Source organism: Streptomyces sp. NPDC001816 (assembly GCF_042892235.1).
Lineage (GTDB): Bacteria > Actinomycetota > Actinomycetes > Streptomycetales > Streptomycetaceae > Streptomyces.
The window spans coordinates 154,344-169,042 of the sequence record NZ_JBIATY010000004.1 but is presented as its reverse complement, the minus strand read 5'-3'; the positions used below and the strand labels follow the sequence as shown (position 1 = coordinate 169,042).

13 protein-coding genes are annotated in these 14,699 nt (G+C 70.4%); 11 read left to right on the top strand and 2 right to left on the bottom strand.

Features of this window, described 5'->3' with window-relative positions; all coding sequences use genetic code 11:
* Nucleotides 1–46: 46 nt before the first annotated feature.
* From rsmA to ACFYZZ_RS16265, 6 genes are all read left to right on the top strand, one after another.
* Nucleotides 47–916, top strand: coding sequence for a 16S rRNA (adenine(1518)-N(6)/adenine(1519)-N(6))-dimethyltransferase RsmA (gene rsmA, locus ACFYZZ_RS16290; RefSeq protein ID WP_389176019.1), 870 nt, complete (start codon nucleotides 47–49; stop codon nucleotides 914–916).
* Nucleotides 913–1,812, top strand: coding sequence for a 4-(cytidine 5'-diphospho)-2-C-methyl-D-erythritol kinase (locus ACFYZZ_RS16285; protein WP_389176017.1), 900 nt, complete (start codon nucleotides 913–915; stop codon nucleotides 1,810–1,812). The genes rsmA and ACFYZZ_RS16285 overlap by 4 nt, the downstream gene beginning before the upstream one ends.
* A gap of 82 nt (nucleotides 1,813–1,894) precedes the next feature.
* The gene (locus ACFYZZ_RS16280; protein WP_389176015.1) at nucleotides 1,895–3,703 is read left to right on the top strand and encodes an ABC-F family ATP-binding cassette domain-containing protein; all 1,809 of its coding nucleotides are present in this window, start codon (nucleotides 1,895–1,897) and stop codon (nucleotides 3,701–3,703) included.
* A 193-nt stretch (nucleotides 3,704–3,896) separates the two neighbouring features.
* Entirely contained in the window at nucleotides 3,897–5,684 is a 1,788-nt protein-coding gene (locus ACFYZZ_RS16275) for a PQQ-binding-like beta-propeller repeat protein (protein WP_389176013.1), read from the top strand.
* A 67-nt stretch (nucleotides 5,685–5,751) separates the two neighbouring features.
* Complete coding sequence (locus ACFYZZ_RS16270) at nucleotides 5,752–7,491, top strand: PQQ-binding-like beta-propeller repeat protein (protein WP_389176011.1); 1,740 nt, start codon at nucleotides 5,752–5,754, stop codon at nucleotides 7,489–7,491.
* A 234-nt stretch (nucleotides 7,492–7,725) separates the two neighbouring features.
* Nucleotides 7,726–8,418: a LuxR C-terminal-related transcriptional regulator gene (locus ACFYZZ_RS16265; protein WP_389176009.1), complete on the top strand. Its 693-nt coding sequence runs from the start codon at nucleotides 7,726–7,728 to the stop codon at nucleotides 8,416–8,418.
* Between the two features lie 183 nt (nucleotides 8,419–8,601).
* On the opposite strand, the gene ACFYZZ_RS16260 is transcribed toward ACFYZZ_RS16265, so the two are convergent.
* Nucleotides 8,602–8,928, bottom strand: coding sequence for a hypothetical protein (locus ACFYZZ_RS16260; protein WP_389176007.1), 327 nt, complete (start codon nucleotides 8,926–8,928; stop codon nucleotides 8,602–8,604).
* Between the two features lie 21 nt (nucleotides 8,929–8,949).
* The gene (locus ACFYZZ_RS16255; RefSeq protein WP_389176005.1) at nucleotides 8,950–10,641 is read right to left on the bottom strand and encodes a sodium:solute symporter family protein; all 1,692 of its coding nucleotides are present in this window, start codon (nucleotides 10,639–10,641) and stop codon (nucleotides 8,950–8,952) included.
* Nucleotides 10,642–10,851: 210 nt separating this feature from the next.
* On the opposite strand from ACFYZZ_RS16255, the gene galT reads away from it, so the two are divergent.
* The 5 genes from galT to ACFYZZ_RS16230 all read left to right on the top strand — a co-directional run bounded on the left by galT (nucleotide 10,852) and on the right by ACFYZZ_RS16230 (nucleotide 14,699).
* Complete coding sequence (gene galT / locus ACFYZZ_RS16250) at nucleotides 10,852–11,913, top strand: galactose-1-phosphate uridylyltransferase (RefSeq protein WP_389176003.1); 1,062 nt, start codon at nucleotides 10,852–10,854, stop codon at nucleotides 11,911–11,913.
* Nucleotides 11,910–12,872: a UDP-glucose 4-epimerase GalE gene (gene galE / locus ACFYZZ_RS16245; RefSeq protein ID WP_389176001.1), complete on the top strand. Its 963-nt coding sequence runs from the start codon at nucleotides 11,910–11,912 to the stop codon at nucleotides 12,870–12,872. Before galT ends, galE begins: the two co-directional genes overlap by 4 nt.
* Complete coding sequence (gene galK / locus ACFYZZ_RS16240) at nucleotides 12,872–14,026, top strand: galactokinase (protein ID WP_389175999.1); 1,155 nt, start codon at nucleotides 12,872–12,874, stop codon at nucleotides 14,024–14,026. The genes galE and galK overlap by 1 nt, the downstream gene beginning before the upstream one ends.
* Before the next feature lie 227 nt (nucleotides 14,027–14,253).
* Nucleotides 14,254–14,529, top strand: a complete 276-nt coding sequence (locus ACFYZZ_RS16235) for a hypothetical protein (RefSeq protein WP_389175997.1) — start codon at nucleotides 14,254–14,256, stop codon at nucleotides 14,527–14,529.
* Nucleotides 14,526–14,699 (top strand): hypothetical protein, encoded by a 174-nt coding sequence (locus ACFYZZ_RS16230; RefSeq protein ID WP_389175995.1) that lies wholly within the window; start codon nucleotides 14,526–14,528, stop codon nucleotides 14,697–14,699. Before ACFYZZ_RS16235 ends, ACFYZZ_RS16230 begins: the two co-directional genes overlap by 4 nt.

The following is a 14,699-nucleotide window of genomic DNA, read 5'->3' as shown; positions in this document are numbered from 1 at the left end:
CGACGCCCTGGCAACCGGGCTGTCCACACCCCCGTACCCTTGTCCCGTGAGCAGCCCCACCCCCGACGCCCTCCTCGGCCCCGCCGACATCCGTGAGCTGGCGGCAGCGCTCGGTGTCCGTCCCACCAAGCAGCGCGGCCAGAACTTCGTGATCGACGCCAACACGGTCCGCCGTATCGTCCGTACCGCCGAGGTCCGCCCCGACGACGTGGTCGTCGAGGTCGGCCCGGGGCTCGGCTCCCTCACGCTCGCGCTGCTGGAGGCCGCCGACCGGGTCACCGCCGTCGAGATCGACGACGTGCTGGCCGGCGCGCTGCCCGCGACCGTCGCCGCGCGCATGCCGGAACGCGCCGAGCGGTTCGCGCTGGTGCACTCCGACGCCATGCACGTCGCCGAACTGCCCGGACCGCCGCCGACGGCCCTGGTGGCGAACCTGCCGTACAACGTGGCCGTACCGGTGCTGCTGCACATGCTCGAAACCTTCCCGAGCATCGAGCGGACGCTCGTGATGGTGCAGTCCGAGGTCGCCGACCGGCTGGCCGCCGCGCCCGGCTCCAAGGTGTACGGCGTCCCGTCCGTGAAGGCCAACTGGTACGCGGACGTGAAGCGGGCCGGGGCCATCGGGCGCAACGTCTTCTGGCCCGCGCCGAACGTCGACAGCGGGCTCGTCTCGCTGGTCCGGCGGGCTGAGCCGCTCAGCACGACGGCGTCGAGGCGCGAGGTCTTCGCGGTCGTCGACGCGGCGTTCGCGCAGCGCAGGAAGACCCTGCGCGCGGCGCTCGCCGGGTGGGCCGGGTCCGCCCCGGCCGCCGAGGCGGCGCTGGTCGCGGCCGGGATCTCGCCGCAGGCGCGCGGGGAGTCACTGACGGTCGAGGAGTTCGCTCGGATCGCCGAGCACAAGGAGGCGGGCAAGTGAGCGTGACGGTCCGGGTACCGGCGAAGGTCAACGTCCAGCTCGCGGTGGGGGCCGCCCGCCCCGACGGGTTCCACGACCTGGCCAACGTGTTCCTCGCGGTCGGTCTGTACGACGAGGTCACCGTCACGCCGGCGGACCGGCTCCGCATCACCTGCGAGGGGCCGGACGCGAGCCAGGTCCCCCTGGACGGCACCAACCTCGCCGCGCGTGCGGCCGTCGCGCTCGCCGAACGCCGCGGCATCGAGCCGGCCGTGCACATCCACATCGCCAAGGACATCCCGGTCGCGGGCGGCATGGCGGGCGGCAGCGCGGACGGCGCGGGTGCGCTTCTCGCGTGCAACACGCTCTGGAGCGCCGGCGCCTCCCGTGCCGAACTGCTCGCCATCTGCGCCGATCTCGGCAGCGACGTGCCGTTCAGTCTGGTCGGGGGCGCGGCCCTCGGTGTCGGGCGCGGTGAGCAGCTGACCGCCCTGGAGGTCGGCGGCACCTTCCACTGGGTGTTCGCGATGGCCGAACGCGGGCTGTCCACCCCGGCCGTCTTCCGCGAGTTCGACCGTCTTGCCGAGGGCCGTACGATCCCCGAGCCGACCGCCTGCGCCGACCTGCTCGACGCGCTCGCCAAGGGCGACCCCGAAGCGCTCGCGGCCACCGTCTCCAACGATCTGCAGCCCGCCGCGCTCTCCCTCTTCCCGGAGCTGGCCGACACCCTCGACGCGGGTCGTGGCGCGGGCGCGCTCACCGCGCTCGTCTCCGGTTCGGGCCCCACGACGGCCTTCCTCGCCCGCGACGCGGAGTCCGCGTCGAAGGTCGCCGAGGCCCTGCGGGCTTCCGGCACCTGCCGCACGGTGCGCACGGCGACGGCGCCCGCGTCCGGCGCCACCGTACTGCCTGCCTGAGGCCGCTGACCTGCGGCGGGAAGGGGCACGGCCGCCGCCGACTACGCTGGAAGGTCGATCCGTCCCCCTTGGCAGGAGTGAAATGGCCGTCAACCTGGTCAATGTCGAGAACGTCAGCAAGGTGTACGGCACCCGTGCCCTGCTGGACGGCGTCTCGCTCGGTGTGTCCGAGGGCGACCGGATCGGTGTGGTGGGCCGCAACGGCGACGGCAAGACCACGCTCATCCGGATGCTCGCCAAGGTGGAGGAGGCCGACACCGGACGCGTCACCCACTCCGGCGGGCTGCGCCTCGGCGTCCTCACCCAGCACGACTCCCTCGACCCTGCCGCCACCGTCCGCCACGAGGTCATCGGCGACATGGCCGACCACGAGTGGGCCGGCAACGCCAAGGTCAGGGACGTGCTCACCGGGCTGTTCGGCGGGCTCGACCTGCCCGGCTTCCCGAAGGGGCTCGACACCGTCATCGGGCCGCTGTCCGGTGGCGAGCGGCGCCGTATCGCGCTCGCCAAGCTGCTCATCGAGGAACAGGACCTGATCGTCCTCGACGAGCCCACCAACCACCTCGACGTCGAGGGCATCTCCTGGCTGGCCCGGCACCTGCAAAGCCGCCGCTCGGCGCTGGTCTGCGTGACGCACGACCGCTGGTTCCTCGACCAGGTCTGCACCCGCATGTGGGACGTGCAGCGCGGCGACGTCTACGAGTACGAGGGCGGCTACTCCGACTACGTCTTCGCGCGCGCGGAGCGCGAGCGGATCGCCGCGACCGAGGAGGCCAAGCGGCAGAACCTCATCCGCAAGGAGCTGGCCTGGCTGCGTCGCGGGGCGCCCGCGCGCACCTCCAAGCCGCGCTTCCGGGTGGAGGCCGCCAACGAGCTGATCGCGGACGTGCCGCCGCCCCGGGACAGCAGCGAGCTGATGAAGTTCGCCTCCTCCCGCCTCGGCAAGACGGTCTTCGACCTGGAGAACGTCACCGTGCAGGCCGGACCCAAGGTGCTGCTCAAGCACGTCACCTGGCAGCTCGGCCCCGGCGACCGCATCGGCCTCGTCGGCGTCAACGGCGCCGGCAAGACCTCCCTGCTGCGGGCCATGGCCGAGGCGGCGCGGACCGAGGGCGAGGCGCAGCCGGCGGGCGGCCGGGTCGCGGTCGGGAAGACCGTCAAGCTCGCCTACCTCTCCCAGGAGGTCGCCGAACTCGACCCCACCTGGCGGGTCCTGGAGGCCGTGCAGCAGGTCCGGGAGCGCGTCGACCTCGGCAAGGGACGCGAGCTGACCGCCGGCCAGCTGTGCGAGACGTTCGGCTTCAGCAAGGAGAAGCAGTGGACGCCGGTCGGCGACCTGTCCGGTGGTGAGCGCCGGCGCCTGCAGTTGCTGCGCCTGCTGATGGACGAGCCCAACGTCCTCTTCCTCGACGAGCCCACCAACGACCTCGACATCGAGACCCTCACCCAGCTGGAGGACGTCCTCGACGGCTGGCCCGGCTCGATGATCGTCATCTCCCACGACCGGTTCTTCGTGGAGCGCACCACGGACCGGGTGTTCGCCCTCCTCGGCGACGGCGCCCTGCGGATGCTGCCGCGCGGCATCGACGAGTACCTGGAGCGGCGTCAGCGGATGGAGGAGGCGGTCGCCGCACAGGCCGCCGCCACCGCGCCCAAGCCGGACGCGTCGGAGAAGAGCGCCGCCGACCAGCGCGCCGCCAAGAAGGAACTCCAGCGGATCGAGCGCCAGTTGGACAAGGTCTCCGAGAAGGAGTCCAAGCTGCATGCTCAGATCGCCGAGAACGCCACGGACTTCGCGAAGGTCGCCGAACTGGACGGCCAGTTGCGCGATCTGGCCACCGAGCGCGAGGAACTGGAGCTGCGCTGGCTGGAACTGGCCGAGGACGCGTGAAGGGTGCGTGAAGGCGTATAACGAGGGCATCACGGGCCGGTCCTCCCTTGGGAACAGGGGGTGAACCGGCCCCGTGCCTTGTCAGTTGTGAGTGATAGAAAGAGCCGTCTGAGAACTTTCTGAGTACGACTCTGGGTCATCACGAACCTCAGGGCGTGGCTAAAAATCAGTGATCGAACGGGGGAACGCGCTGATGGCTCAGCCGCCCAACCAGCCGCCGCAGGGCGGCTTCGGACCGCCGCAGGACCAGCCGCCGCACGGTGGCGGATTCGGGGCCCCGCAGTCGCCACCGCCGCCGGCGGCCCAGCCGCCCCAGGCACCGGCCCAGCCCCCGCAGCCCCAGCCCGGCTACGGCTACCCGCAGCAGCCCGGCCCCTACGCCCAGCCGGGCCCGTACGCAGCCCCCGGCGCACCCGGAGCCGGCGCACCGGGCCCGTACGCCCAGCCCCCGCAGCCCGGCCCGTACGCCGCCCAGCCCGGCTACGGCTATCCGCAGCAGCCGCCCCAGTTCCCGGGCGCGCCAGGCACCGTGCCCGGTGCCCCCTACGGCGGGAAGCCGGCGTCCAAGGGGCGGACGGCGCTGATCATCGGTGCCGCGGTGGCCGCGCTGGCCGTCATCGGCGGCACCGTCTACGCGCTGACGAGCGACGACGGCAGCGGCAAGAAGCCCGTCGCCCAGAAGAGCGACGACGGCAAGCAGTCCTCCGGTGACCCGGTCAACCCCGGTGACGGCAGCGGCGACGGCGGCGCGGACCCGGAGAACCTCAACGCCGGCCGCAAGCCCGGCGAGGCGAAGGTGCTCTGGTACAAGACCGCACCCGACGCCCCCGGTTCCGGTGCCGACGCACCCGGCATGTGGATCACCGGCAAGACGGCGGTGAAGGCGGCGTACAAGCAACTCGTCGCCTACAACGTCGGCAACGGCAACCCGACCTGGGACCCGATCGCCTTCCCGCAGAAGATCTGCGCGGTCACCCCGGAGAAGTCCGCCGACGACAAGATCGTCGTGGCGTACATGAGCGGCGTCAGCGACCGCGCCAAGTGCAACCAGATCCAGCAGATCGACCTGAACACCGGCAAGAAGGGCTGGAGCGGCGAGGTCGCCGACGGCGCGCTGTTCGACAGCGCGATCAGCATCGAGCTGACCATCAGCGGAAAGACGCTGATGGTGGGCCGTTCGCAGTCGGGCACGGCGTACGACCTGGAGACCGGCCACAAGCTGTTCGACAAGAAGAAGTACGGCACGGCCTGCTTCCCGACCGCGTTCGCGGGCGGCCCGGGCCGGCTGGTCCAGGTGGCCTCCTGCGGCGCCGGCGGCAGCAACGAGCACGACGAGATCCAGGAACTCGACCCGGCCAGCGGCAAGGTGAAGTGGACGCAGCCGGTCAAGAAGGGCTGGACGGTCGCGCGGACGTACTCCCTCGACCCGCTGGTGGTCTACCTGACCAACCAGAGCAAGAAGGCCTGGAACATCTCCACCTTCACCAAGGACGGCAAGTTCCGCTCGGAGGTCAAGGTGGACGAGAAGTTCGCCCCGCACTGCGGCTGGGCGGTCCTCGAACGCGACCTGCAGGGCTGCCAGGGCGTCGCCGTCGACGGCGACACGCTCTACCTGCCCACCGACACCACGACCGGCGCCAACGAGATCGTCGCCATCAGCCTGGCCAACGGCAAGCAGAAGTGGCGCGTCAAGTCCCCCGCGGACGAGTCGATGTCCCCGCTGCGGACCGAGGGCGGCAAGCTGATCGCGTATGTGCAGCCGTCGTACGAGGCGGGCGGCCAGATCGTGTCGATCCCGACCTCCGGCGGCTCGCACACCCCGGCCAAGGTGCTGCAGAACCCGGCGGGCACCGCGGAGATCGAGGACTCCTTCTTCGACGGCGACGTCGCGTGGGCCGACGGGCGTTTCTTCATCTCCTCCTCCCGGTTGTCCGGCAACGACGACTCGAAGGAGAAGCTGATGATGGCCTTCGGCAAGTGAGTCCCGGCCCGTCTCCCGTCCTCCTTCCGCCGTCCGGCCCCGACAGCTTCACCGAGGTACCTCCGTCATGACCCAGCCGCCTCCTCCGCCCCCGAACCAGCCGCCGAACCAGCCCCCGCAGCAGGGCGGCTTCGGCCCGCCCCAGCCCCCGGCACCCCAGCCGCCCCAGGCCCCGCAGCCCGGCTACGGCTACCCGCAGGCACCCCAGCCCCAGCCCGGCTACGGCTACCCGCAGGCACCCCAGGCCCCGCAGCCGCCCCAGCCCGGCTACGGCTACCCCGGCGCGCCGCAGAACTCGTACACCCAGCCGCAGGGTTACGGCTACCCGGGCGCTCCCACCGTGCCGATGGCTCCGCAGCCCGCGCAGTCCGGCGGCGGGAAGAACAACAGCGCCCTCGTCATCATCGTCGCGGCGCTCGTCGTGATCGGCCTGATCGTCGGCGGCGGTGTCTGGTACGCCAAGTCCTCCGGGGGCGACGGCAAGAAGGACGACACCGCGAGCTCCAGCGGGGGCTCGGGCGGTAAGGACGGCTCCGGGGGCACGTCCTCGGGCGGCAAGGAGAAGGTGCCGGCGAACCCCGCCGCCAAGCTCCTCTTCAAGGTCCCGATGCCCAAGACGAACGACTCCGTCGTCACCACGGGCTCCTGGCTGACCGACACGGTGTACGCCAAGAGCGGGATCGCGGAGATCGTCGGCTACGACGTCGCCCAGGGCTCCAAGCTGTGGACGCTCAAGCTGCCCGGCCCGGTGTGCACGGCCAGCAAGCACGTCACCGCGGACAACAAGACGGCGATCGTCTTCCAGCCGAAGATGCCCGCGAAGGGCTCCACCGCGGGATGCAGCCAGGTCGCGGCCATCGACCTCAGCAAGGGCACCAAGCTGTGGACGAAGACGGTCAAGACCGGTGACTCCGTGGTCAGCCTGGAGAACGTGACGGTCTCTCAGCACACCGTCGCGGTCGGCAGCACCAGCGGCGGTGCCGCGTTCGACATCAACTCCGGCAAGCCGCTGTGGCAGCCGAAGCCGACGGACTCCTGCTACGACGACGGCTACGGCGGCGGCCCCAAGCTGGTCGCGGTGCGCAAGTGCGGCAGCTACGGCAGCCGGCAGCTGCACATCCAGACCATCGACCCGACCTCCGGGAAGGTGATCTCCGACTACCAGATGGCAACGGGCATCGAGTACGCCAGCGTCGTCTCGACCGACCCGCTGGTGGTGGCCGCCGACGTCGGCAGCAGCGCGGGCGACGGCAGCGGCATCTCGGACTACTTCTCCATCGACAACAAGACCGGCAAGCTGCTCACCCGCATCTCCGCGCCCGGTGACACCTACGCCGGCCGCTGCGACGGCATCACCCGCGTCGAGGACTGCCGGGAGGTCGTCGCGGGCGCCGGCAAGCTGTACGTGCCGACCGAGGAGCACGACGGCACCGGCCAGTACAGCAAGACCAACGAGATCGTCGCCTTCGACCTGACCACCGGCAAGCAGACCGGCCAGCGCGCCGAGGCCGGCGACGGCTACACGATCTCCCCGCTGCGCATGGACGGCGGCAACCTGCTCGCCTACAAGCAGCCGCCGTACAACAAGGGCGGCCAGGTCGTCAGCCTCGACGGCGGCTCCTTCAAGGCGACCAAGCTGCTGGAGAACCCGGCCACGCAGGACGTACGGCAGGCGGAGTCCACGATGTCCCCGGAGTACGCGGAGATCCGGTACGGGCAGGGACGGCTGTTCATGTCGGCCGCGTACGCGCACAAGGTGTCGTACGACAAGGAGTATCTGCTGCTCGCGTTCGGCGCGGGCGGCTGATCGCACGCCCCCGGGCGCTTCAGAGCGCCCGGGGTGAATGCCAGGTATTACCAGGGAGTGCCCCGGATTTCGTCGATCCGGGGCACTTCTCCTGCATAGGGGCAGCGCGACGTCGAACAAGCGTGTAGCTTCCGGGGGCATGAAGGCAGGGGCGCCGGGGGGCGGCCCTCTGTCGTGCTGGACCGGTGGGCGCCATAGTGGGGCATCCATGGGGGGGGACTGGGGGGTTGCTCTATGGGAGTGCGGCTCATGGTCGTCGACGACCATCGCCTGCTCGCGGAGGCGTTGGCGTCGGCGTTGAAGCTGCGCGGGCACCGGGTGCTGGCGGCGGCGGCGCCGGCCGCGGGCGCGGCGGATCTGGTGATCGCGCGGGCGCCGGAGGTGTGCCTGCTGGGGACGGCGGCACCGGCCGAGCCGGGCGCCTTCGACCCGGTGGTGAAGATCAAGCGGGACCGTCCGCAGGTGGCCGTGCTGGTGCTGGGCCCGGTGCCGTCGCCGCGGGGTATCGCGGCGGCCTTCGCGGCCGGTGCGTCGGGGTACGTACGGCACGACGAGCGGATCGAGGGGGTCGAGCGGGCCATCATGAAGGCCCGCGCGGGGGAGGCGGCGGTGGCCCCGCAGCTGCTGCAGGGCGCCTTCGGTGAGCTGCTCAATCCGGCGGCCCAGCCCGATGACGAGGGGCAGCGGCTGCTGCAGATGCTGACGCCGCGGGAGGTCGAAGTGCTGGTGCGGGTGGCCGACGGCGAGGACACCCGCCTGATCGCGGCGGGCATGGGCATCGCCCCGAGCACCGCCCGCACCCACGTCCAGCGGGTCCTGATGAAGCTGGGCGTGGGTTCGCGCTTGGAGGCGGCGGCACTGGCGGCGCGGACGGGGTTGCTGGACAGGGCAGGGCTCCTGACGGATCCAGGGGGGCCGGAGCTGTAGCTGGGCGGGGTGGGGTCGCTTGCCCGCGCCGGCGGGGTGCCGCTGCGCCCACCCGTGCCGCCCCTAGCGGCACGACTGCCCGCAGCTACGCAGGTTTTTAGGGGCGCGGGGAACTGCGCGACCAGCCACGACGCACCCACAGCCAAGGGACGGCCGTACCCCTTACTGCTTCTCCGCCGGAGGCTACTGCTTCTCCGTCGGAGGCAACGGCGGGGGAGTCGGGCGCAACTTCAGCCACACCAGGAAGAAGATGCCGAGGAGCAGCATGCCGATGCCGGTCCACAGGTTGATGTTGACTCCCTGGGCCTTGTCGATGGCGGCCTGGGAGTCGGTGATGCCGACGATCGTGACGATGACGCCGTAGACCACGAAGAGCCCGCCGATGATGCGGCGCAGGTCGAAGATGCGGGACGCGGTCGCGGACTTGGTCTCCAGCTCGAAGACCTCCCGCGCGACCTCTTCCTCGGTCCAGTGGTCGTGACGGCGGGGGTGCTCGGGATGCTCGGTCATGGTTTCCTCATCCTCCCGCGGTCAGAACGAGAACGGGATGTAGCAGGCGGCGGCCAGGATGACCGCACCCCAGCCCAGCAGGGCGGGCTTGCGGTACCAGGCCTCGTCACCGGGCGCGGGCGGTTCGGCCATGCCGGGGGAGCGGGTGCCGTAGACGAGACCCTGCAGCTCCTCGGCCGGCTTCGGCCGGGTGAACAGGGACACCGCGAACATGACGACCGCGCCGGCGACGAAGCCCGCGATCGCGGAGACGAAGTTGGCGCCCTGGTCGGTGGGGATCGAGATGATGCCCTTCTTGTAGAAGACGAAGTAGTTGACCATCGCGGTGACGGTGCCGGCGAGCAGGCCCCAGAAGCCGGACTTGACGGACGCGCGCTTCCAGAACATGCCGACGATGAAGACGACGAACATCGGCACGTTGAAGAAGGAGAACAGCGTCTGCAGGTAGGCCATGATGTTCGAGAACGACGAGGCCAGGAAGGCCGTGCCGACGGAGGCACAGACGCCGATCACGGTGATCAGACGGCCGAAGCGGACGTAGTACGCGTCCTCGCGCCCGGCCACCACGTACTTCTCCCAGATGTCGTTGGTGAACACCGTGTTGAACGACGACACGTTGGCCGCCATGCCGGCCATGAACGCGGCGAGCAGACCGGTGACCGCGATGCCGAGGACGCCGTTGGGCAGCAGCTCCTCCATCAGGAAGGGGATGGCGTCGTTGTACTGGTAACCGGAGCCGGGGGCGCCGAACCTCGGGATGATCGCTGCGGCGACCAGGCCCGGGATCATCACCAGGAAGACGATGAAGATCTTCGGGTAGGCGGCGATCAGCGGGGTGCGCTGGGAGGCGGAGAGGTTCTTCGCGGACAGGGCGCGCTGCACCTCGGCGAAGTTGGTGGTCCAGTAGCCGAAGGAGAGCACGAAGCCGAGACCGAGGACGATGGTCAGCCAGTTGGCGCCGAGCGGGTTGGCGCTGCCGATGCCCGTGCCGCCCCACGCCGTGACGAAGTCCGGCCCGTGCTGCGCGGTGAGCTTGTCGGTCAGGCCGCTCCAGCCGCCGACCTTCTTCAGGCCGAGGACGGTGATCGGGATGAGGGCGGCGAGGATCACGAAGAACTGCAGCACCTCGTTGTAGATCGCGGAGGACAGGCCGCCCAGCGTGATGTACGCGAGCACGAAGGCGCCGGCGACCACGATGGCCACCCACTGCGGCCAGCCGAGCAGGGCCTCGACGACGATCGCGAGGGCGTAGAGGTTGACGCCGGCGATCAGGATGGCGGCGAAGGCGAACAAGATCGAACTGAGCAGGTGGGCGCCCCGGTCGAAGCGCAGCAGCAGGAACTCGGGGACCGAGCGGACCTTGCTGCCGTAGTAGAAGGGCATCATCACCAGGCCCAGGAAGACCATGGCGGGGATGGCGCCGATCCAGTACCAGTGCACGGTGTAGGCGCCGTACTGGGCGCTGTTCGCGGCCATGCCCAGGATCTCCGTGGCCGCCAGGTTCGCCGAGATGAAGGCGAGGCCGGTGATCCAGGCGGGCAGCGAGCGTCCGGAGAGGAAGAAGTCGAGGCTGGTCTTCACCGAGCGCCGGGCCGCGAAGCCGATGCCGAGGACGACGACGAAGTAGATCGCCAGGATCGCGTAGTCCAGCCCGTTCGTGGGGAGCCGTAGCTCCGCCGCCAGTTCTGTGGGGGCATATGTGGGGGTTTGCATGAGAACTCGCTTCGTTGCGCGAACTGATCCGGAGCGGAACCTATGCCTCCGCGTTCAGCAATTGAACACTTCTGTTGATGTCCTTTGTTTGATTGTGATGGTCCAGGGTGTTGTCGGGTTGTGGTCTGTTATGTTTGATTGTGTTGAGTGCTTGGGTGCGGACATGCCCGCTCCACAGCGACCCTCGGCAGCGATGGAAGGCGAGTTGTTGTGAAGAAGACCTCGACCCGGCTGGCCGACGGTCGTGAGCTGATCTACTACGACCTTCGGGACGACACCGTGCGGGACGCCGTCGACCGCCGCCCGCTGGACCGTACGATCACCACGTCCGAGGTCCGCCGCGACGCGCTGCTCGGCGACTCGGTGGCGATCGCCTCCCACCGACAGGGCCGCACGTACCATCCGCCGGCCGACGAGTGTCCCCTCTGCCCATCCATGAGCGACCGCCTGAGCGAGATCCCGGACTCCACGTACGACGTCGTCGTCTTCGAGAACCGCTTCCCGTCGCTGGCCGGCGACTCCGGCCGCTGCGAGGTCGTCTGCTTCACCTCCGACCACGACGCCTCCTTCGCCGACCTCACCGAGGAGCAGGCCCGCCTGGTGCTGGACGCCTGGACGGACCGCACCTCGGAGCTGTCGCACCTGCCCTCCGTCGAGCAGGTGTTCTGTTTCGAGAACCGGGGTGAAGAGATCGGCGTGACCCTCGGACACCCGCACGGTCAGATCTACGCCTACCCCTTCATCACGCCCCGCACCGCGCTGATGCTCCGCTCGCTCGCCGCCCACAAGGAGGCGACCGGCGGGGAGAACCTGTTCGACGCCGTCCTGGAGCAGGAACTCGCCGGGGAGCGGGTCGTCCTTGAGGGTGAACACTGGATGGCCTTCGTGCCCCACGCGGCGCACTGGCCCTACGAGGTCCACCTGTACCCGAAGCGCCGCGTCCCCGATCTGCTCGCGCTCGACGAGGCGGCACGCACAGAATTCCCCCAGATCTATCTGGAACTCTTGAGGCGCTTCGACCGGATCTTCGGCTCGGGTGAGCCCCCCACGCCCTACATCGCGGCCTGGCACCAGGCCCCGTTCGGCGCGCTGGAGGAGTTCGACGGTGTGACGAGGGACGACTTCGCGCTCCACCTCGAGCTTTTCACCATCCGCCGCACTTCCGGCAAGCTGAAGTTTCTCGCGGGTTCCGAGTCCGGCATGAACGTGTTCATCAACGATGTGCCGCCGGAGCGCGCGGCCGAGCGACTGCGAGAGGTAGCGAGTTCATGAAGTACCTGGTGACGGGCGGTGCGGGTTACGTCGGCAGCGTGGTGGCCCAGCACCTGCTGGAGGCCGGACACGAGGTCACCGTCCTCGACAACCTCTCCACCGGCTTCCGCGAGGGCGTGCCCGCCGGTGCCGCGTTCGTCGAGGGCGACATCCGCGACGCCGCCAAGTGGCTCGACCCCTCCTACGACGGCGTGCTGCACTTCGCCGCCTCCTCGCAGGTCGGCGAGTCGGTGGTGAAGCCGGAGAAGTACTGGGACAACAACGTGGCCGGCAGCATGGCCCTGCTCGGCGCCATGCGCCAGGCGGGCGTCCGCAAGCTGGTCTTCTCCTCCACCGCGGCCACCTACGGCGAGCCGGAGCAGGTCCCGATCGTGGAGAGCGCCCCGACGAAGCCGACCAACCCCTACGGCGCCACCAAGCTCGCCGTCGACCACATGATCACCAGCGAGGCGAACGCCCACGGCCTGGCCGCGGTGTCCCTGCGCTACTTCAACGTGGCCGGCGCCTACGGGGCGTACGGCGAGCGCCACGACCCCGAATCGCACCTGATCCCCCTGGTCCTCCAGGTCGCCCAGGGCCGACGCGAGGCGATCTCGGTCTACGGCGACGACTACCCGACCCCGGACGGCACCTGCATCCGCGACTACATCCACGTCGCGGACCTGGCCGAGGCCCACCTGCTGGCCCTCACGGCCGCGCGGCCGGGCGAGCACCTGATCTGCAACCTCGGCAACGGCAGCGGCTTCTCCGTCCGCGAGGTCGTCGAGACCGTCCGTAAGGTAACCGGCCACCCGATCCCCGAGGTCGTGGCCCCGCGCCGCGGGGGGGACCCGGCGGTCCTGGTCGCCTCGGCGGACACGGCCCGCGAGAAGCTGGGCTGGAACCCGTCCCGCGCGGACCTCGCGGGGATCGTCGCGGACGCGTGGGAGTTCGCGCAGCACATCGCTAAGGAGCACTAGTGGGGGCACAGCAGGTCCGGGAGCGCTTCGCCGAGCTGTACGGAGCCGAACCGGAGGGCGTCTGGGCGGCACCGGGGCGCGTCAACCTCATCGGCGAGCACACCGACTACAACGACGGCTTCGTGATGCCCTTCGCGCTGCCGCACCAGGCGACCGCGGCCGTCTCCCGCCGCACCGACGGCGTCCTGCGCCTGCACTCGGCGGACGTCCAGGGCGGGGTCGTGGAACTGCGCCTCGACTCCCTCGCCCCGCAGAGCGACCCGAACTGGACGGCGTACCCGGCGGGCGTGGTCTGGGCCCTGCGCGAGGCCGGTCACCCGGTCACGGGCGCCGACGTCCACCTCTCCTCCACGGTCCCGACCGGCGCGGGCCTGTCCTCCTCCGCGTCCCTGGAGGTCGTGATCGCGCTCGCGCTGGCCGACCTGTACGACCTCGGCCTGCAGCGCTGGCAGCTGGCCCGCCTGTGCCAGCGCGCCGAGAACGTCTACGTCGGCGCCCCGACAGGCATCATGGACCAGACAGCCTCGGCCTGCTGCGAGTCCGGGCACGCCCTCTTCCTCGACACCCGCGACCTGTCCCAGCAGCAGATCCCCTTCGACCTGGCCGCCGAGGGCCTGCGCCTGCTGGTCGTGGACACCCAGGTCAAGCACGCCCACAGCGGCGGCGAGTACGGCAAGCGCCGGGCCGGCTGCGAGAAGGGCGCGGCCCTGCTCGGCGTGGACGCCCTGCGCGACATCGCCTACGCCGACCTGGACGCGGCCCTCGCCCGCCTCGGCGACGAGGAAGAAATCGTCCGCCTGGTCCGGCACGTCGTCACGGAGGACCAGCGAGTGGAGCGCGTGGTCTCCCTCCTCCGCGCCGGCGAGACCCGCGCCATCGGCCCCGTCCTCACCGAGGGCCACGCCTCCCTGCGCGACGACTTCCGCATCTCCTGCCCGGAGCTGGACCTGGTCGTCGACACCGCCCTCGCAAACGGCGCACTCGGCGCCCGCATGACCGGCGGCGGCTTCGGCGGCTCGGCGATCGTCCTCGCGGAGGCGACGGACGTGGACACCCTCACCAAGGCGGTCGAGGAGGCTTTCGCCGTGGCCGGCTTCACGGCTCCGCGGGTCTTTGAGGCGGTGCCTTCGGCGGGGGCGCGGCGGGTGGACTGACGGCATCGGTTCCTACGGCTCACACCGGCTTCGTACGCGATCGATGTGTACGGGGCCGGTGTCGTCGTCCAAGACCTCGGCGCCGGGCGTCGAAGTGCCAAGCCGTAGTAGGGAACTTGGCAAGGGCCGGTAATGTACATGGCGCTCACCGCGGCGTTGCGGTCGCACGTTCGCACCTGTCCGGCAGAGCCGGCGGTGGACCGGGAGAGACACGGGGGAGGGCCCATATGGCGTGGGACGAGTGGGAGCAGGCGAAGGCTCGGGCGGCCGATCAGCCTTCCACACAGATGCAGCTCAACCAGTACCCGGCCGACCCGGGAGGCGGCGGCACGCAGGGAGACCTCGTAGTAGGGCATGCGGATCTTGAGGCGGTCGGCAAGGCGGCTCATGACCTGTTCAACGACTTCACGGCCTACAGCGGGCACGCGCGCGTGGCTTCTGAGGCGGCCGCTGGCGGGCTGAAGGGCGAGGGTTTCGCCCTGGGGGCGCGCTGGAGCATGTGACGGAGCGCTGGAGCGAGCAGACCAAAACCCTGCTGGACGCCTGCGCCCACATCTCCAACCATCTCAGGTACACCAAGAACCAGCACGCAGCCGACGACTCCTACATCGGCGGCGCGGTCAGCAGCATCGCCACGCTCGACGAGGGCTTCGACGACCGGAAGGGCCACTGA

Coding starts and splice junctions, on each gene's coding strand:
- ACFYZZ_RS16280 (WP_389176015.1), top strand. CDS start 1,895: ATGGCCGTCAACCTGGTCAATGTCGAGAACGTCAGCAAGGTGTACGGC.
- ACFYZZ_RS16275 (WP_389176013.1), top strand. CDS start 3,897: ATGGCTCAGCCGCCCAACCAGCCGCCGCAGGGCGGCTTCGGACCGCCG.
- ACFYZZ_RS16270 (WP_389176011.1), top strand. CDS start 5,752: ATGACCCAGCCGCCTCCTCCGCCCCCGAACCAGCCGCCGAACCAGCCC.
- ACFYZZ_RS16265 (WP_389176009.1), top strand. CDS start 7,726: ATGGGAGTGCGGCTCATGGTCGTCGACGACCATCGCCTGCTCGCGGAG.
- ACFYZZ_RS16260 (WP_389176007.1), bottom strand. CDS start 8,928: ATGACCGAGCATCCCGAGCACCCCCGCCGTCACGACCACTGGACCGAG.
- ACFYZZ_RS16255 (WP_389176005.1), bottom strand. CDS start 10,641: ATGCAAACCCCCACATATGCCCCCACAGAACTGGCGGCGGAGCTACGG.
- galE (WP_389176001.1), top strand. CDS start 11,910: ATGAAGTACCTGGTGACGGGCGGTGCGGGTTACGTCGGCAGCGTGGTG.
- ACFYZZ_RS16235 (WP_389175997.1), top strand. CDS start 14,254: ATGGCGTGGGACGAGTGGGAGCAGGCGAAGGCTCGGGCGGCCGATCAG.